The sequence below is a fragment of the Caulobacter sp. BE264 genome, assembly GCF_031457805.1.
GTDB lineage: Bacteria > Pseudomonadota > Alphaproteobacteria > Caulobacterales > Caulobacteraceae > Caulobacter.
This window is the reverse complement of sequence record NZ_JAVDXI010000004.1, coordinates 354,395-371,196: the sequence shown is the minus strand read 5'-3', so window position 1 is coordinate 371,196 and position 16,802 is coordinate 354,395. Positions and strand designations below refer to the sequence as shown.

21 protein-coding genes are annotated in these 16,802 nt (G+C 65.5%); 14 read left to right on the top strand and 7 right to left on the bottom strand.

Annotated features, from left to right (window positions below):
* The first annotated feature begins 41 nt into the window (after positions 1-41).
* The 7 genes from J2X45_RS12410 (at position 42) to J2X45_RS12380 (ending at position 5,997) form a co-directional block, all read left to right on the top strand.
* Positions 42-515, top strand: a complete 474-nt coding sequence (locus tag J2X45_RS12410) for a PaaI family thioesterase (protein WP_096052565.1) — start codon at positions 42-44, stop codon at positions 513-515.
* A gap of 3 nt (positions 516-518) precedes the next feature.
* Positions 519-1,442 carry an alpha/beta hydrolase gene (locus tag J2X45_RS12405; protein ID WP_310215110.1) on the top strand — a complete coding sequence of 308 codons (924 nt, stop codon included), beginning with the start codon at positions 519-521 and terminating at the stop codon, positions 1,440-1,442.
* Positions 1,443-1,513: 71 nt separating this feature from the next.
* Positions 1,514-2,515 (top strand): glycosyltransferase family 9 protein, encoded by a 1,002-nt coding sequence (locus tag J2X45_RS12400; protein ID WP_310215108.1) that lies wholly within the window; start codon positions 1,514-1,516, stop codon positions 2,513-2,515.
* Between the two features lie 64 nt (positions 2,516-2,579).
* Entirely contained in the window at positions 2,580-2,810 is a 231-nt protein-coding gene (locus tag J2X45_RS12395) for an aa3-type cytochrome c oxidase subunit IV (RefSeq protein ID WP_310215106.1), read from the top strand.
* A 118-nt stretch (positions 2,811-2,928) separates the two neighbouring features.
* On the top strand, positions 2,929-4,068 hold the full coding sequence (locus J2X45_RS12390; protein WP_310215105.1) for a Re/Si-specific NAD(P)(+) transhydrogenase subunit alpha: 1,140 nt from the start codon (positions 2,929-2,931) through the stop codon (positions 4,066-4,068).
* A gap of 153 nt (positions 4,069-4,221) precedes the next feature.
* On the top strand, positions 4,222-4,554 hold the full coding sequence (locus J2X45_RS12385; protein ID WP_295113706.1) for a proton-translocating transhydrogenase family protein: 333 nt from the start codon (positions 4,222-4,224) through the stop codon (positions 4,552-4,554).
* 24 nt (positions 4,555-4,578) lie between these two features.
* Positions 4,579-5,997: an NAD(P)(+) transhydrogenase (Re/Si-specific) subunit beta gene (locus tag J2X45_RS12380; protein WP_310215100.1), complete on the top strand. Its 1,419-nt coding sequence runs from the start codon at positions 4,579-4,581 to the stop codon at positions 5,995-5,997.
* Between the two features lie 67 nt (positions 5,998-6,064).
* Here the strand turns inward: J2X45_RS12380 and J2X45_RS12375 are convergent, their stop codons facing one another.
* The 3 genes from J2X45_RS12375 to J2X45_RS12365 all read right to left on the bottom strand — a co-directional run bounded on the left by J2X45_RS12375 (position 6,065) and on the right by J2X45_RS12365 (position 7,963).
* Positions 6,065-6,523 (bottom strand): hypothetical protein, encoded by a 459-nt coding sequence (locus tag J2X45_RS12375; RefSeq protein WP_310215099.1) that lies wholly within the window; start codon positions 6,521-6,523, stop codon positions 6,065-6,067.
* 141 nt (positions 6,524-6,664) lie between these two features.
* A complete protein-coding gene (locus J2X45_RS12370; RefSeq protein WP_310215096.1) occupies positions 6,665-7,435 on the bottom strand; it encodes a LytTR family DNA-binding domain-containing protein in 771 nt (256 codons plus the stop codon).
* A 171-nt stretch (positions 7,436-7,606) separates the two neighbouring features.
* Positions 7,607-7,963 carry a UrcA family protein gene (locus J2X45_RS12365; protein ID WP_310215093.1) on the bottom strand — a complete coding sequence of 119 codons (357 nt, stop codon included), beginning with the start codon at positions 7,961-7,963 and terminating at the stop codon, positions 7,607-7,609.
* A 394-nt stretch (positions 7,964-8,357) separates the two neighbouring features.
* On the opposite strand from J2X45_RS12365, the gene J2X45_RS12360 reads away from it, so the two are divergent.
* Genes J2X45_RS12360 through J2X45_RS12345 form a run of 4 tightly spaced genes read left to right on the top strand, consistent with a single transcriptional unit; the run spans position 8,358 to position 12,527 of the window.
* Entirely contained in the window at positions 8,358-9,128 is a 771-nt protein-coding gene (locus J2X45_RS12360) for a M23 family metallopeptidase (RefSeq protein ID WP_310215312.1), read from the top strand.
* A 59-nt stretch (positions 9,129-9,187) separates the two neighbouring features.
* Positions 9,188-10,144, top strand: a complete 957-nt coding sequence (locus tag J2X45_RS12355; RefSeq protein WP_310215090.1) for an alpha/beta fold hydrolase — start codon at positions 9,188-9,190, stop codon at positions 10,142-10,144.
* Between the two features lie 38 nt (positions 10,145-10,182).
* Positions 10,183-11,100 (top strand): ABC transporter ATP-binding protein, encoded by a 918-nt coding sequence (locus tag J2X45_RS12350; RefSeq protein WP_310215087.1) that lies wholly within the window; start codon positions 10,183-10,185, stop codon positions 11,098-11,100.
* The gene (locus J2X45_RS12345) at positions 11,097-12,527 is read left to right on the top strand and encodes an ABC transporter permease (protein ID WP_310215086.1); all 1,431 of its coding nucleotides are present in this window, start codon (positions 11,097-11,099) and stop codon (positions 12,525-12,527) included. The genes J2X45_RS12350 and J2X45_RS12345 overlap by 4 nt, the downstream gene beginning before the upstream one ends.
* 91 nt (positions 12,528-12,618) lie before the next feature.
* Here the strand turns inward: J2X45_RS12345 and rpsU are convergent, their stop codons facing one another.
* Positions 12,619-12,852, bottom strand: coding sequence for a 30S ribosomal protein S21 (rpsU, locus tag J2X45_RS12340; protein WP_096053900.1), 234 nt, complete (start codon positions 12,850-12,852; stop codon positions 12,619-12,621).
* Positions 12,853-13,033: 181 nt separating this feature from the next.
* On the opposite strand from rpsU, the gene J2X45_RS12335 reads away from it, so the two are divergent.
* A complete protein-coding gene (locus J2X45_RS12335; RefSeq protein WP_310215084.1) occupies positions 13,034-13,723 on the top strand; it encodes a COQ9 family protein in 690 nt (229 codons plus the stop codon).
* On the opposite strand, the gene rcdA is transcribed toward J2X45_RS12335, so the two are convergent.
* Together rcdA and J2X45_RS12325 are read right to left on the bottom strand one after the other, a co-directional pair.
* Positions 13,720-14,229, bottom strand: coding sequence for a protease adaptor protein RcdA (gene rcdA, locus J2X45_RS12330; RefSeq protein WP_310215081.1), 510 nt, complete (start codon positions 14,227-14,229; stop codon positions 13,720-13,722). The two genes, J2X45_RS12335 and rcdA, sit on opposite strands and share 4 nt — an antisense overlap.
* 183 nt (positions 14,230-14,412) lie before the next feature.
* Positions 14,413-14,619, bottom strand: coding sequence for a DUF1192 family protein (locus J2X45_RS12325; protein ID WP_310215078.1), 207 nt, complete (start codon positions 14,617-14,619; stop codon positions 14,413-14,415).
* Positions 14,620-14,694: 75 nt separating this feature from the next.
* Between J2X45_RS12325 and J2X45_RS12320 the strand changes: the two genes are divergently transcribed.
* Both J2X45_RS12320 and J2X45_RS12315 read left to right on the top strand, forming a co-directional pair.
* Complete coding sequence (locus tag J2X45_RS12320; protein WP_310215075.1) at positions 14,695-15,669, top strand: NAD(P)H-quinone oxidoreductase; 975 nt, start codon at positions 14,695-14,697, stop codon at positions 15,667-15,669.
* Positions 15,670-15,809: 140 nt separating this feature from the next.
* Positions 15,810-16,523, top strand: coding sequence for a DUF1013 domain-containing protein (locus J2X45_RS12315; RefSeq protein ID WP_310215073.1), 714 nt, complete (start codon positions 15,810-15,812; stop codon positions 16,521-16,523).
* A 79-nt stretch (positions 16,524-16,602) separates the two neighbouring features.
* Here the strand turns inward: J2X45_RS12315 and J2X45_RS12310 are convergent, their stop codons facing one another.
* The gene (locus J2X45_RS12310) at positions 16,603-16,776 is read right to left on the bottom strand and encodes a YdcH family protein (protein ID WP_062098180.1); all 174 of its coding nucleotides are present in this window, start codon (positions 16,774-16,776) and stop codon (positions 16,603-16,605) included.
* Positions 16,777-16,802 lie beyond the last annotated feature (26 nt).

Here is a 16,802-nt window from a genome sequence, read left to right as displayed (position 1 = left end):
GGAAGGCTTTCCTTTTTTCAAACGCTTGTTAGCCTGGCGGCATGTCCGACGATCTGACCGACGCCCAGACAGCCGCCATCCCGGACGGCTTCTCCCAACTCAATTGGTCGCGTGGCTTTGGCCGCCAGATTGGCCCGCTGTTCGAGCATCGCGAAGGACCCGGCCAGGCGCGCCTCGCATTCCGCGTGGAGGAGCACCACACCAACGGCCTGGGCAACTGTCACGGCGGCATGCTGATGAGCTTCGCCGACATGGCCTGGGGGCGGATCATATCGCTGCAGAAGTCCTACAGCTGGGTCACCGTGCGGCTGATGTGCGACTTCCTTTCGGGCGCCAAGCTCGGCGACTGGGTGGAAGGCGAAGGGGAGTTGATCGGCGAGGAGGACTTGCTGTTCACAGTTCGCGGCCGGATCTGGTCCGGCGATCGGACCCTGATCACCGGCACCGGCGTCTTCAAAGCTCTGAGCCCCCGAAAGCCGCGTCCCGGCGAATTGGCTTACAAGGAAGAGGCTTAACCGATGGCCGACGACCAATCCGCGCCAGCCTCACTGCTCGCGCCGTTCATGGGCGCGCCGCCTCCTGCTCCGTCATGGTTCGACGCTGCGATCGCCCAAGCGCCCGAGCGCACGATGATCTCGGTCGAGGGCGCGAATATCGAGCTTCTGACCTGGGGCGAGGTCGGCAAGCCTGGTCTGCTGCTCTTGCATGGCAATGGCGCGCACGCCGATTGGTGGAGCTTCATCGCGCCGTTCTTCGCCAAGGACTGGCGCGTCGCGGCGATCTCGTGGTCGGGCATGGGCGGCAGCGACTGGCGAGAGGCCTATACCGCCGAACTCTTCGCCGCTGAGATCTTCGCGGCTGTGGAAGCGGCGGGTCTGGAGGCGGGCGGCGTCAAACCGATCGTGGTGGGTCATTCGTTCGGCGGATTCCCGACGCTGTATTGCGCCGCGCGGCACGCCGATCGCCTGCGTGGGGCCATCCTGCTCGACACCACGGTCCAGCCGCCCGAGAAGCGCTGGAAGGGGCCTCCGCCGCGTTCGGGCAAGGGCGCGCCAGCCTATGCGACCTTGGAAGAGGCCCTGACGCGCTTTCGCCTCGCGCCGCCGCAGGGCTGCGAGAACCTCTACATCGCCGACTTCATCGCCAGACGCTCGCTCAAGGAGACCCCGGACGGTTGGACGTGGAAGTTCGATCCTGATCTGTGGCGCAATTTCAAGATGCCGGACCTGGGTGATCTGTTGCCCCAGATCGCTTGTCCGACCGCCCTGGCGTGGGGCGAGCGGTCGAACCTGATGACCGACGAGACGCTCGCCTACATGGTGGGGCGCATGCCGGAGACCGTGCTGAAGCTCGCCATTCCGGACGCTGACCATCACGTCATGGTCGATCAGCCTCTTGCCTGTGTCGCCGGATTGCGCGGCTTGCTGGCCAACTGGCCCTGAGATCTCGCGACGGGTGACAAGGCGATCTGCGACCGGTAATCGCGGAGTAAGCCGCCGAGAGACTTACCGACTTGTCCGCATCGACGTTCCAGGGCCCCGTCCTCGTCTACGCGCCCGATCGCGGAATCGGCGACCTGATGTGGCACTTGCCCACGATCCGCGCGATCGCGGCGACAACGCCTGAAGGCAAGGTGGTTTTGGTCGCGCGGCCGTCGAGCCGTGCGGCCGAAGTGCTCAAGGTCGAGCCGTCGGTCGAGAGGGTGCTCTACGCGCCCCATTACAAGGATCGCCTGAAGGGCGTACGTGAGACGCTCGACTTCTATCGGATCTGCCGGACTGAAAAGCCACGTGCGGTTTGGATCCTGGAAAAGATCGACCGTCCGGCCATCGCCGCAGCCCTGGCGGGGGCGCCTGAGCGACGTGGCTTTGGTCTTGGTCATGGCCAGCAGCGCTTTCTGACGACAGGGCCCTTCCTGCCCAAGACCATGCGACCCGCGCACCGGATCGAAAAGCTCGAGGCGTTCGAGAGGGCGCATGGTCTCGTGGTCGCCAGCCGTGAACCCGCGCTGAAGCTTGACCCTGAGGCGCTGCAGGCCGTGAAAGCCAAATACGCCGACCGCCCCGGGCCGTGGTTGTGCCTCGGGGTTGGCGCCAGCGAACCGGCCCGGACCTGGCCCGCAGCGCGCTTCGCTGCGGCGGCCCAAGCCCTCTCGGACCTCTTCGGGACGGTGTTCTGGGTGGGTGGCCCGCATGAGGCGGAGGCGTCGAAGGCGGCGGTCGGCTCAATGCCGGGGAACGTGGTGGCCTGCGACCTGCCGCTCGACCAGTCGGCGGCGCTGATATCGCTGTCTGCGGGGTTCCTGGGTAACGACTCAGGCGCATTGAATGTAGCGGCCGCCGTGGGGACGCCGTGCATCGGATTGATGGGCACAGCGCCGGTGCCAGCCTACTCGCGCTGGCTGTCGCGACTGGATGGCGGGCAGGGGCGGATTTCGGATATTTCCGTCGACGAGGCGGTTGCGGCCGTGCGCGCGCGCTTTGTCGCTGAGCGCTGGGGCGATGCGCGCGCTTGAGCCTTCGCCGCCCGCGTTGTATCGGGCGAACTCGGTTTCTTCTTTTCTTTCCTGAGGACGACACATGGCTGGCGACTATCACCGCGGTGAAATGGACATCCACGAGCAAGCTGCCACCTACGACGCGTTCGGCAAGATGACCAAGTGGGGCTCGCTGGCTGTTGCGGTCCTGCTGCTCTTCATCACCCTGCTGTTCTGCACGTCGGCTGGGTTCATTGGTAGCGCTATCGCCTCCGTCGTCCTCCTGGCGCTGGGCGTGGTGCTTCTCAAGGAAAAGCCCACTCAAAGCCACTGACACCGGTGGCCATCGGCATAATTTTTCCCTGACGTGCACGTCATGCCTCGACAAGAGGCAAGACTATCCCCTACAGAGCCCCTCATGCTGGTGAGGTAACACCGCTCTGGGGAGGGGAATGCCGATGGCCGTCATCGCCGTCACGAAAGAGACCCGCGCCAACGAAACGCGGGTCGCGGCCACGCCTGAAACGGTCAAGAAGCTCGGCGCGGCCGGGTTTTCTGTCGTGGTTCAGGCTGGGGCTGGGACGGCCGCGTCCTATCCGGACGCTGACTACGAAGCGGCCGGCGCTAAGATCGCCAAGACGGCCAAGGACGCCCTGAAGGACGCCGACGTCCTGTTCAAGGTGCGCGCGCCCGAGTCGGCCGAGATCGCGGCGCTCAAGAAGGGCGCGATCGTCGCCGCCGCGCTCAATCCGTATCAGGACAAGGAAACGCTGGACGCGCTGGCCAAGGCCGGCGTGACGGCGATCGCGATGGAGTTCATCCCGCGCATCACCCGCGCCCAGGTGATGGACATGCTGTCGTCCCAGGCCAACCTCGCCGGCTATCGCGCGGTGATCGAAGGGGCTGAAGCCTATGGCAAGGCGCTTCCGATGATGATGACCGCCGCCGGCACAGTCGCTGCGGCCAAGGTGTTCATCATGGGCGTCGGCGTCGCCGGGCTGCAGGCCATCGCTACGGCCCGCCGCCTCGGCGCGGTGGTGACCGCCACCGACGTGCGTCCGGCCACCAAGGAGCAGGTCGAGTCGCTGGGCGCCAAATTCCTCGCCGTCGAAGACGAGGAATTCAAGAACGCCCAGACCGCCGGCGGCTACGCCAAGGAGATGTCCAAGGAGTACCAGGCCAAACAGGCTGAGCTCGTCTCCAGCCACATCGCCAAGCAGGACATCGTCATCACCACGGCCCTGATCCCGGGGCGCCCAGCGCCCAAGCTGGTCAACGCGGCCCAGGTGGCGTCGATGAAGCCAGGCTCGATCCTGGTGGATCTGGCGATCGAACAGGGCGGCAATGTCGAGGGCGCCAAGCTCAACGAGACGGTCGTCACCGCCAACGGCGCCAAGATCCTCGGCCACGCCAACCTGCCCGGGCGTATCGCCGCCGACGCCAGCGCGCTCTACGCTCGCAACCTGTTCGCCCTGTCGTCGCTGTTCACGAACAAGGAGGGCGCCTTCGCCCCCAACTTCGAGGACGAGATCCTGCAGGCCGCCGTCGTCACGCGTGACGGGGCGATCGTCCACCCGAACCTGAAGAGCTGACGATTGTGGAGCCGAACCTCGTCCTTCGAGGCTCGCTTCGCTCGCACCTCAGGATGAGGTTTTACTGCGAAGACCGAGCCAACCACCTTCCTCATCCTGAGGCGCCTTCGCGCAGCGAAGGCCTCGAAGGACGCACCGAGCTGGGAGCCTGATATGGAAGCCGTCGACCCCACCGTGTTCCGTCTGGCGATCTTCGTGCTCGCCATCTTTGTCGGCTACTACGTCGTCTGGAGCGTGACCCCCGCGCTGCACACGCCGCTGATGGCCGTCACCAACGCCATCTCGTCGGTGATCATCGTCGGCGCCTTGCTCGCCGCCGCCGCTCACGGCGCCAACAGCGACCTGGCCGGCGGCGCCGTCGCCGGTTCGACCTGGATCTCCAAGGGGGCCGGCGCGATCGCCGCAGCCTTCGCGGCGGTCAACATCTTCGGCGGCTTCTTGGTCACCCAGCGCATGCTGGCGATGTACAAGAAGAAGTCGAAGTAAGCGGCGCGAGGGGGAGCAAACATCATGAACGCCAATCTCGCCGCCATTCTGTACCTCGTTTCCGGGGTGCTTTTCATTCTCGCCCTTCGCGGCCTCTCCAGCCCCGTGACCAGCCAGGCGGGCAACCGCAACGGCATGATCGGCATGGCCATCGCCGTCGGCACCACACTGGCGACGCTCTGGAGCCAGGGCGCGCTCGACGCCGTGACTTTGGGTCTGATCGTCGGTGGCGTGGCCGTCGGCGGCGTGGTCGGGGCGGTGATCGCTCGCAAGGTCGCCATGACCTCGATGCCGCAGCTCGTCGCCGCCTTCCACAGCCTGGTCGGCATGGCCGCCTGTCTGGTGGCTGTGGCCGCCATCTACACGCCCGCCGCCTACGGCATCGTGGGTGAGGACGGCGCCATTCACGGGGGCAGCCTGGTCGAGCTGTCGCTGGGCCTGGCCATCGGCGCCATCACCTTCACCGGTTCGGTCATCGCCTTCGCCAAGCTGAACGGCAACATGGGCGGCGCCCCCATCCTGCTGCCGGCCCGTCACCTGCTGAACATCATCATCGCGGTCGCCATCGTGGCGCTCATCGTGGTGCTGGTCGCCAGCGGCGGTTCGGCGATCTGGGCCTTCTGGGGCATCTTCGCCCTGAGCCTGCTGATCGGCGTCACCCTGATCATCCCGATCGGCGGCGCGGACATGCCCGTCGTGGTGTCGATGCTGAACAGCTATTCCGGCTGGGCGGCGGCGGCTCTGGGCTTCACGCTGGAAAACACCACCCTGATCATCACCGGCGCCCTCGTCGGCTCGTCGGGCGCCATTCTGTCCTACATCATGTGCAAGGGCATGAACCGCTCGTTCGTCTCGGTGATCTTGGGCGGCTTCGGCGCTGACGCCGCTGCGGCCGGTCCTGGCGGCAAGGTCGAGACGCGCCCCGTCAAGCAGGGCTCGGCCGACGATGCGGCCTTCATCATGAAGAACGCCAGCAAGGTGATCATCGTCCCCGGTTATGGCATGGCCGTCTCTCAGGCTCAGCACGCGCTGCGCGAAATGGCCGACAAGCTGAAGGAGGAAGGCGTCGAGGTGAAGTACGCCATCCACCCCGTCGCTGGCCGGATGCCGGGTCACATGAACGTCCTGCTGGCCGAAGCCAACGTGCCCTATGACGAGGTCTTCGAGTTGGAGGACATCAACAGCGAGTTCTCGACGGCGGACGTCGCCTTTGTGATTGGGGCCAATGATGTCACCAACCCGGCGGCCAAGACCGACCCGACCAGCGCCATCTTCGGCATGCCGATCCTGGACGTCGAGAAGGCGCGTACGGTGCTCTTCGTCAAGCGCGGCATGGCCTCGGGCTACGCCGGCGTCGAGAACGAGCTGTTCTTCCGCGACAACACGATGATGCTCTTCGGCGACGCCAAGAAGATGGTCGAAGGCATCCTGAAGGGACTGTAAGGCTTCCTCATCGCTGAAGCGGCAGGGCCCCGGTGTAACCGCCGGGGCCTTTTCCGTGGATAATGGATCACCGCGGCGCCGGCGCTGGCGGCGATCGCCGTTGCGCCACCATCGGGTACAGCTGGCCTCCGTGGTAGGTGACGATCCCACACATCCTGTCCGCCGCGTCGGAGAGCAGGGCGTTATAGGCGACGTCGCCTTCGCGCGATCCGACGATCAGCTGAACTTTTCGATCCGTCACGGTCAGGCTCCGCAGGACGACGGGCGCTGTCCGCATGGGGGTCAGCGTTCCGCCGTAGCGGCCGTCTAGCCGGCCGACCGACAGGAGGCCAAAGCTCGGCACGCCGCCGACGTCCATATAGACGTCCCAGAGCCCGGCCAGGTCCGGCTCGCCAGCGGGGGCGCTTGCGGAGCGCAGAGATCGCTCGGCGCAGGTGGTCTTCAGAACGGTCGCGTCTTGGGCAAGGCTTACGGCGGGTGCGGCTGTGACGAGTATCAAGCCGCAAGCGAAAAGTTGGTTTTGCATTGGATCTCCGGTGGATCTGCTTCGAGGTCGCCGCTCTCTCGGTCAGCTTGCCGATCCGGCCAAGCGCCCAATTCGCCAACGTCATTGGCGCGTTGTCGGATTTACGGCGACGTCATCGGCGGCAGGGAGCCGCCTCGCCTTTCAGGCGCTGGGCGTCACGAGGTTGGAGCGGACAGCCGCGAGATAGGTTCTGCCGACGGGCACGGTCAGACCTCCGGTCAAGGCGATGAGTGTCTGGTGGCCCTCGCGACGCAAGCCGGCGACTTCCTGGCGCGCCACCCACCAACGCCTGTGCGCCTGAAAGCCGAGCTGCGGCGGCAGGATTCGCATGGCCTCGCCCAATTGCATGGAAATGAGGGCCGAGCCCCGGCGCGTATGAACCAGGAGATAGTGATCCTGCGCCTCGAGGGCCAAAAGATCGCGCCTCAGCCGACTTGGAACGCGCTCGAAAAACCGCTCGAGATTCAGGTCCTCCGCAGGCAGCGGCGCTCTTGACGGGGTCAAGAACGGCCATCCTGTGATCCCGGCGATCACCAGCTGGACCGACGCGACCGAAAGATAGAGGGACATTAGTTGCCCGGGCGGCGTCGACCGTCCGGGAAGCACCGCTCCGAGCGCCCACGCCACGACGAACATCATGGGCAGGCTCGAGATCGATCCCACGAGCACGATGGCGGCGAGCTTGGGCAGGCGTGCGAACGCCGGTGCGGGGCGAAGGATCCGCAGGGTGGCGAGCGCCAGCGCATAGCCGGTGGCTACGCAGCCGAACCAGAAGGCGTAACGTTGCGGGGGCTCAAGGGAGCGAAAGGACCCGAACGGTCCCGCGAATCCCAGAAACACCGCCAGTGCGACAACCCCGTACAGGCTGGTGAGGCGCGGGGAGGTCCAGGTTCGGAAGGAGATGAGGGGCATCTTGCGGCGCTGGCGAAAAGCAAACGCTATTCGTGAGCATCGTTGTTGTCGAGCGGGCCGGACAGCGCCTGTTGCTGACCCCGCCCCATGCGCTCCGCCAAATAAAGCAAAGGCCCCAGGATTACCTGAGGCCTCTGTCGCGGGGTGGTGTGGGGGAGTTGGTGGTCTCGATCACTTAACGGCCACTTCGACCGCTTGAGCGCGGGCGGCGTAGGTCAGGGCTTTGCGCTGGTGCGTGGACAGCTGGTTGGCGGCTTCGCGGCGGACCTTGGCCACGCAGGCGCCGACGGTCATGTCCAGGCCTTGGTCGCTACGCTGCATCGCCCGGCAGAGGTCTTGGCCGGCGTTGTCGACACGGGCCTTGAAGACAGCGGCTTGCGACGGGTCGGCCAGGTTCAGGTCACCGAAGCTGATCGTCACGCTCTGCTCGCGCTCGCCAGCGTTGGCGGCTTGCGTCAGGCCCAGCACCGGTACGGCGGCCAGGCTCAGGGTGGCGACGGTGGTCAGGCTCATGATGAACTTGCGCATTTGAAGTATCCCTCTGGTTGGGCGCTGTTCCGTGCGCCGATGAATATTGGATACATGCGACCTTTCGAGAAGTCCCGTTACGTATCAGTCATGACGTGTAATTAAGAGAGTTACAGCCCTTTAATATTATAAAAAGTTCGTAATCTTCCAAGTATAGAACTAGTCGCTCTGGGTTTCGATGAGTGCGTGGTTTGCAAATGGTTAAGCTGCGCCCTGCTTTTGCCTTATGCGGCATCCATACACCCCGCCGATTCACCATCCCGAAAGGTCAAGTGTGAGAGCAAGATCGCCCAGGCGCGGTCCTCTCGACTGACCGAACGTCGAAGAGGAAGCGGTTTTGGTCTCTAGGAGCTTGGCGCTATCTCCGCAGCACTTGCGCGTCGCGTTCTTCTCGATGCTGGGCGTCGCGGCGATGGCGGGCGCTTTGAATGGTGCGGTTGTCTTGGGTCAGTGGGTGGCTGACGCTCCCGCGAGCCCGGCAAGCGTCACGGCGGCTCAGCCCGCGCCCGAACCTGAGTCCGAGGTTCAATCGCCGCCGCCAGCTTTCGTGTTCGACGCCCCGCTGCCAGGGCGGGTCATCAACTCCCCGTTCGGGTTGCGGCAGATGCCTTGGGAGGAGAGCGGTCGGTTGCACCAGGGCGTCGACATCGCCGCGCCCGCCGGCGCCGCCGTGAAGGTGGCGGCCCCGGGAGTCGTGAAGTCGACGGGCGTCAGCCCGACCTACGGCCGCTATGTGCTGGTCATGCACAAGGGCGGACTCTCGACGATGTATGCGCATCTTGCGCGTCCGGCGCGCGGCGTGAAGCGCGGTGCGTATCTGCGACAAGGCGAGACTGTCGCCTTTGTCGGCAATTCGGGCCGGTCCTCGGGCTCCCATCTCCATTTCGAGATCCGCAAGGGCGACAAACCCCTCAATCCCAGCTTCTTCCTGGGGCGGACCTTCGCCGAGGCTGACGATCTGCCTCTGCGCGCGGCGAGCCGGGTGTCCAAGAAGGTTCACAAGGCTACGGTGTCCCGCTGGCCGCCCGGCGTGGCCAAGAGCGCAAAAGGCCACGTCCAGGTGGCGCGCCTGAAAAATGGACGGGTCAAGGCCACCCTAACCGTGGCCGCAGTTCCGGCGCCTGCCGCCTCGACGACGCCAACGACCACCGAGGCGGCGATTTAACGTCGAAACCGGCGATCGATGGTCTCGACCGTTTGCGAAGCGCCACTACATTGGTTTCCATGATCCAGCTTGTCGGTCGTGGCGTCGCGGGCCTTGCCCTTGTCTTTTTCTTTTACATCGCCGCGGGTGGCCTGATGAGCGCGACAGGCGCGCCCAAGCTTCGCGGCCAGATGGTCGAGATCGAGCCTGGACGCGCGCTGCGTCTGGTGTGCGAAGGGCCCAGCAGCGACCGTCCGGTGGTGTGGCTGGAGGCGGGAGCCTTCGGCTTCGCGGCGGACTGGGGCGCGGCGCAGGACGCTTTGACCGCCGCAGGCTGGCGATCCTGCGCCTATGATCGCGCCGGCATGGGTTTCTCCCCCAAAGGTCCGAGCCCTCGGGATGGGCTGGCTATCGTTTCGGACTTCGAGAAGCTGGTCGCGGCGTCTGGCGAGCCTGGACCCTACATCCTGGTCGGCCATTCGATGGCGGGTCTCCGGCTGCGCGAGTACGCGGGTCGTCACCCTGACAAGATTGCGGGCCTTGTCATGGTCGATGCGGCGACCCCGGAGGCGGCCCTTAATCCGTCGATGCAGGGCTTCATCAAGACCTTTGCGCGGGTGTCAAAGTGGGCCGCTTTTGGGGCCTCGATCGGGCTTTATAAGCCCCTGATCCACACGCGTCTGGGCGACAAGATCGACCTGCCGCCGGCGGCCAAGGCCGAGAAGGGGTGGGCGTTCGCCAATGGCCGTCACAACCGCACGGCCGCCGAGGAAGTGGGCTTGTGGGCGGAGGCCTCGGCTCAGGCCGCCGCGCAGCCGCAATTCGATCCCAAGTGGCCGATGGCGGTGGTCACTGCCGGTCCCGTCGCGGGCCGTGAGCTGCGCAAGGAAATGCAGGCCGCTCCGGCCCGTCGCGCCGTGCACGGCTATGTCGATCATGTCGAGGCCGCGACCCATCAGCTGTTGATCGGACGACGCTTCGCCGACCACATCGTCCGCGCCATCGCCTTCGTGGCCGACGCTCGCGGAAAGGGCTGATACAACCATAGCGTAGGAGCGATTCGGGGAGCCATCCGATGGTCAGCGCCGTCACCCTGGAAGGGGTCTGCAAGACCTACGACGACTTTCACGCCGTGCGTGATGTCAGCTTTGAGGTTCCGGCCGGACGGATCACGGGGTTCCTGGGGCCGAACGGCGCCGGGAAAACCTCCACGCTCCGCATGATCCTGGGGCTCCTGCCGCCTACTGCAGGGCGGATATCTGTCCTGGGCGCGCTGGACGCGACCCGAGTGCGCGAACGGATCGGCTTTCTCCCCGAGGAGCGCGGCCTCTACAAGCGCATGACGCCGATCGACGCGATCGCGTTCTTTGCAGGCCTCAAGGGCGTGCCCGAGTCCGAAGGCCGCAAGCGGGCCGTCGCCCTGCTGGAAGCTCAAGGTCTGGGCTTTGCGATGAGGCGCCCCATCAAGGACCTGTCCAAGGGCATGGCCCAGAAGGTCCAGCTTCTGTCGGCCCTGGCGCATGAGCCGGAACTGGTCGTGCTCGACGAGCCCTTCTCCGGCTTGGACCCGGTCAACCAGCAAGCGCTGGAGACGATGATCCGCGAGATCGCCGCGCGCGGCGCCACCGTGCTGTTCTCCACACATGTGATGCAGCACGCTGAGCGCCTTTGCGACAAGGTGGTGCTGATGGCGCGGGGGCGGAAGGTCTTCGACGGGGATGTCGCCACCGCGCGGTCGGCCGCGCCACGCGCGCTGGTGCTGGAAGGCGAACTGACGGCCGATGAGGTCGCAGCCTTGCCTGGCCTCGGCGAGGTCGCCTCTGAGGCGCTCCACGAAGGCGGTTGGCGTCATGTCGCGCGCTTGCCCCAAGTCGGAACCGGGCAGGACGCTCTGAAGGCCGCGTTCGCGCGGGATCTCTCGTTGCGACGGTTCGAGCTCAAGGAGCCCAGCCTGCATGACGCGTTCATTGTGCTGACGGGAGGTCAGGCATGAGCCGCCTGCTGAAGATCGCGCGCCGGGAGTATCTGGCCTATGTCCGCACGGTGGGCTTCTGGCTGTCGATCATCGCCTTGCCCCTGGTGATGGGCGTCAGCACGTCAGCGCCCTTGCTGATGATGAAGTCGGCCAAGCCTGAACGGCTGGCTATCATCGACCTGACCCAACAGTCTTTCGCTCCCGCCATTACGCAGGCCATGGCCGAGGACCAGGATCGCGCGACGTCCAGAGCCCTTCGAGCCGCGGCGCTGTCATCGGCCGGGCCCGAGGCTCAGGAGGCGGTTCGCAAGGCCCAGCAGGAAGGCGGAGACGCCGCAGGGCGCGAAGCCCTGGCGCGCTTCAGTCCGACAGCCGCCGCGCGCTTCAAGCCGCCCAAGGTCGAGGCGATCGTGCTGCCGCCTCCGGCTCAGGCCCTTGCCGCAAAGACCCCCGCCGAGGCTGGCGCGATCGCCCGCCGGGAGGTCGCCGAAAAGCGTCTGGATTCGGTGCTGATCATCAGCGGGCGCGATGCGAACGTCACCCTGGACCTATGGAGCCGAAATCTCGCGGCGCCGGTTCTGGAGAGCGATCTGCGACAGACCGTCAGCGAGATCATGCGCGAGCGGGCCCTGGCCCGGGCCGGTGTTTCGGCGCAGACCCTGAGCCAAGCCGACGCCCTCAAGCCCGCCTTCAATAGCTTGTCGCCGAAAGCCGCCTCCGGGGCGAAGGTCGCGCTGCGCGATCGTCTTCCCACCTATGTCGGTCTCGCGGCCGGCTTCCTGCTGTGGTCGATGGTGATGACCGGCGCCAGCATCCTGCTGAACAGCGTGATCGAGGAGAAGTCGAGCAAGATCCTCGAGGTCTTGCTGTCGTCGGCTTCTGTGCCTGAGATCATGGGCGGCAAGATCCTGGGTGTCGCCGGGCTGACCTTGACGGTCATGGGTGTCTGGGCGATGGCCGGGTGGGTTGCCCTCATAAACTTCGCTCCTGGCCTGGCTGGCGACCTGGTCGCGGTGCTGTTGGGCAAGGGTCTGCTAGCCTATTTCGGGGTCTATCTGGTCGGGGGCTACCTGATGTACGCGGCCTTGTTCGCGGGCATAGGCGCGTTCTGTGAGACCCAGCGGGACGCCCAGACCTTGCTGGGACCGATCATTCTGGTGATGTCGATCCCGATCATCTTCATGAGCCAGGCGATACGCTCTCCCGACTCGCCGATTCTTTCGACCCTGTCGTGGATTCCGCCGTTCACGCCGTTCCTGATGCCCGTGCGCATCGCTGGTGACCCGCCGCTCGTGCAGGTGGTTGGAACGACGCTTTTGCTGGCGGCGACCACAGTCGCCCTGGTGGCCTTCTCGACGCGTGCCTTCCATGTCGGGGCGTTGGCGACGGGGAAGATCGATCTCAAGACGTTGATCGGCCAGATCGCCCGCAAGCGCGCAGGGTAGGGCTCCTGCGGCCTGGATCCAAGAACGACAAAGGCCGCGCGGATCGCCGCGCGGCCTTTGAAATCTTCAGCGATGTGAAGAAGCTGTGGCCTTACCGGCTGGGCTTCTTCGGCATCGGCAGCAGGCCTTCGCGCTGAGCGCGCTTGCGGGCCAGCTTGCGAGCGCGGCGGACGGCTTCGGCCTTTTGACGGGCGCGCTTTTCCGACGGCTTTTCATAGTGCACGTGCCGCTTCATTTCGCGGAACGAGCCTTCGCGTTGCATCTTCTTCTTCAGGGCCTTCAGCGCCTGATCGACGTTGTTGTCGCGGACGAAAATCTGGACCAGGGGTATCTCTCCATTCGACAGCCCGACCAAAATTCCCAAGTCCCTCTTGAGGGGCCGGGCGGGCGAATAAAACCAGTGCCCCGGAAGGGGTGCTTCCAGGCGATGAGGCGGGGCTGATAGCAGAGCCAACGGCGGCTGTCCATGCGCGACGCGGCTTAAACCACAGTGTAGACTCGGATTCATGAGCGAAACCGTCGACACCTCCGGCCAAGCTTCCGATCAAGCGGGCTTGAACTGGGCCGAACAGGCCGAACAGCGCGTTCTGGATGAGGCCCTGCGTCTTGCGCCAAAAGCCGGCTGGAACAACGGACTCGTCAGTCGCGCGTTGGCGGGGGCCGGACTGTCCGACGCCGAGGGGCAGTTGCTGCTTCCAGAGGGGCCGCGAGACCTCGCCGCCCTGCTGTCGCGACGCCATGACGCGGCGGCTCTGGCGCGTCTGCAGGTGTTCGATATCGCCGCGCTCAAGATCCGCCAGCGCATCCGCGAGGGCGTGGTCGCCCGACTCGACGCGGCGCAGGAGAACGCCGACGCCCTGCGCCCGCTAGCGGCGTTCCTGGCCTTTCCGACCAACTTGGCCCTGGCCCTGCGGCTGACATGGGAGTCTGCCGATGTGATCTGGCGGTGGGCCGGCGACACCGCCACCGACGAAAACCACTACTCCAAGCGGGCGATCCTATCGGGGATCCTGATCTCGACCCTGGCTGTCGACATGGCGTCGGGACGCGTCTCGGCTCTCTCGCATCTGGATGCGCGGATCGACAACGTCATGGCCTTCGAGAAGTGGAAGGCGGGCGTCAAGCCGATGGATCTGGCCAGCGAGATGGTCTCCGCGCTGGCCCGGATACGGTTCGGGAAGTCGACGCGCGGCTAGCCCCCGAACGCCGCCGCCAGGCGATCGAGCTGGTTTTGCACGGGGCGTGGCGCTTCCTCGTTCGGCGACTCGACATACATGCGGCGGTCCAGATGACGGACGCGCTCGTACAGGCGCTCGGAGCGCTGCAGCAGGTTCATCAGGCCAAAGGGCAGCTCTTCGACCGCGGGGCCGTCAGTCGGCGCCTCTTCGGCGAGTCGATAAGCTTCGGCGCAGGCGGCTTCGGGCGGCATTTCACCTTCACGCACAGCGCGTTGCACTAGAAGCCACGAGGCCACCTGCATCAAGCGTGTGGTCAGGCGCATGCTCTCTGTGGCGTAGCCGAGCGCGGCGTTGCGGGAGAGCACCTTGCTGTCATGGCGACCGGCGCCGTCGAGATAGGCCGCGGTCTCTTCGACCAGCTGCATGCCTTCCTCGAAGGTCCGGTCGAACAGTTCCGATCGCGCGAAATCCTGGATCACTCCAGCGCGCCAAGGCGTGTCCGCGAACGCGTTCACTTCGGTCATAGCTACTCAATGCCCCTTCGAAAGGCCGCGAGGACGTCTCGCTTGGCGACCGAACTGCAACGCCCGTGCCAGAGCCAACCGTCCCGTTTCGCGACCCCGCCCCTTCGAACCGACCCACATCACTCTCAAGGCGGAAGGCCGCCTTAAGCCGCCAGTAACCTCACCGAAACCTTAAAAGAACCGTTAGTCCAGGCGACCAAACAGCGCATTGGCCGCATCTCGTCCGGCCTTTTTCTTGGCGAGCTGAGCCTTGGTGCGTTCGATCTCGGCCTGCAGGGCGGCGATCCGCTCTTCCAATTCCGAGACGCCGTAGACCTCGAGGTCCTCGTGGGTCGTCTCGTTCAAAGCGCGTCCGCTGAAGGCGCGGGCTTCCGCAGGCTCCTCGAACATCGGCTTTTCTCCCTTTTCTGTCAGACATCTGACGCCTACCTAGGCCACAAGGCAAGCACCACGAAGGAGCCCGGCATGGCCGAGACGATGACGGCGATCGCGATCGACGGCGGCAAGGGACCGGCTCAGGCGCTGCACGCCACCGACGCGGATCGACCCACGCCTGGGTCGGGCGAGATCCTGATCAAGGTGGCGGCGGCCGGCGTGAACCGCCCCGATCTTCTGCAGCGTATGGGCTTCTACCCGCCGCCGCCCGGCGCGCCAGCGACGCTGGGCCTGGAAGTGGCCGGAGAGGTCATTGTGGGGGGCGGCCGCTGGAAGACCGGCGACAAGGTCTGCGCTCTGTTGGGCGGCGGAGGCTACGCTGAGTACGCCGTGGTCGACGCCCGCCACGCCTTGCCGATCCCTGGAGGGCTTGATCTCCTCCAGGCCGCCGCTTTGCCCGAGACGGTGTTCACGGTCTTCGCCAATGTCTTCGAGCACGGCGCGCTGAAGGCGGGCGAGACCCTGTTGGTTCACGGTGGAACGTCCGGAATCGGAACAACCGCAATCGCCATGGCCAAGGCCGCCGGCGCCAAGGTGATCGCCACCGGACGTGGCGCGGACAAGAAGGCCAAGGCGCTCGCGTTGGGCGCCGACATCGCCGTGGACACCAAGACCGAGGACTTCGCCGAGGTGGTCAAGGCCGCCGGCGGGGCCGACGTGATCCTCGACATGGTCGGCGCCAGCTATTTCGAGAAGAACCTCGACGCCCTGAACACTGGCGGTCGCATTGTCTACATCGCCAGCCTGGGCGGCTCGACGCTGGAGGTTCCTGTGATGAAGATCATGCAGAAGCGTGCGGTGATCACGGGTTCGACCCTGCGTCCGCGCTCGGCCGACGAGAAGGCTCGCCTCGCCGCCGAGGTCGAGCGTGTCGTCTGGCCCTGGGTGGCGGCGGGCAAGCTTACGCCGATCATCGACGCAACCTTCCCGCTTGCCCAAGCCGCGCAGGCTCACGCTCACCTTGAGGCCGGCGAGCATGTCGGCAAGGTGGTGCTGACGGTCTGAAGTAATGGGCGCGCTGATTTGAGCGGTAGGATGGCGATCTCTGCTTGTCCCCCGTTCCCTTTTCACGAGAACCGGATTATAGCGTTCACCAACAACCCGCCCGGCCGAAAGGCCGGGCGCCGTCATTTCTGGAGGACCGCATGTCCGACATCCTGATGCCCAAGGCGACCGCCGTCTGGTTGGTGGACAACACCTCGCTCAGCTTCGAGCAGATCGCCGATTTCTGCGGCCTGCACCCGCTGGAAGTGCGGGGCATCGCCGACGGCGAAGTGGCGCGCGACATCCGCGGCGCCGATCCGATCGGCAACGGTCAGTTGACCCGCGAGGAACTGGACCGCGCTCAGGCCAATCCTGACTACCGGATGAAGGCCCAGGTCAGCCGTCACGCCGAGCTCCTGAAGCCGGCCAAGAAGGCTCCGCGCTATACGCCGGTGTCGCGCCGCCAGGACCGTCCGGACGCCATCGCTTGGTTCCTGCGTCACCACCCCGAAGTGACCGACGCCCAGATCTCCAAGATCCTGGGCACCACCAAGGCCACGATCGAGCAGGTTCGCGCCCGCACGCACTGGAACGCCGCCAACATCAAGCCGGTCGATCCTGTGACCCTTGGTCTGGTTGGCCAGCTGGAGCTGGACGCTCTGGTCAAGAAGGCTGCTGAGAAGAAGGCCAAGGACGACGCCAAGCGCGGCATCGTGCCGGAAGACCCGACCCTGCGCCCCGCTTCGGAAGCCGGCCAGTTCGAGCCGGAGGTCGAGGAAGAGGAAGAAGATTTCCGGGCCAAGCGCGGCGAGATCAAGGCCGAGGACGTGTTCGGCCAGTCGACGGGCTACGTGGACGAGGAAGACGAGGACTAAGTCTCGGCGCGTCCCCAAATAGCAGAGGCCCCGTTCCTTGTCGGAGCGGGGCCTCTCGTTTTTCGGCTGCCTCTAGCAGCTAGTGCATTCGAGCCTTAAGGCCCTCGATCTCTTCCTTCAGCCGCAATTTCTGCCGCTTAAGCTCCCTGAGCGCCGTTCCGTCGCTACCGGGTCGATTGGTCTCCTCCTGAATCTTGCGATCGAGGTTCTCGTGACGGGACCCAAGCTCGCGGATACGGGATTCGATGGCCATGGCTCTCGGCTCCTTGCTGTTGGAGA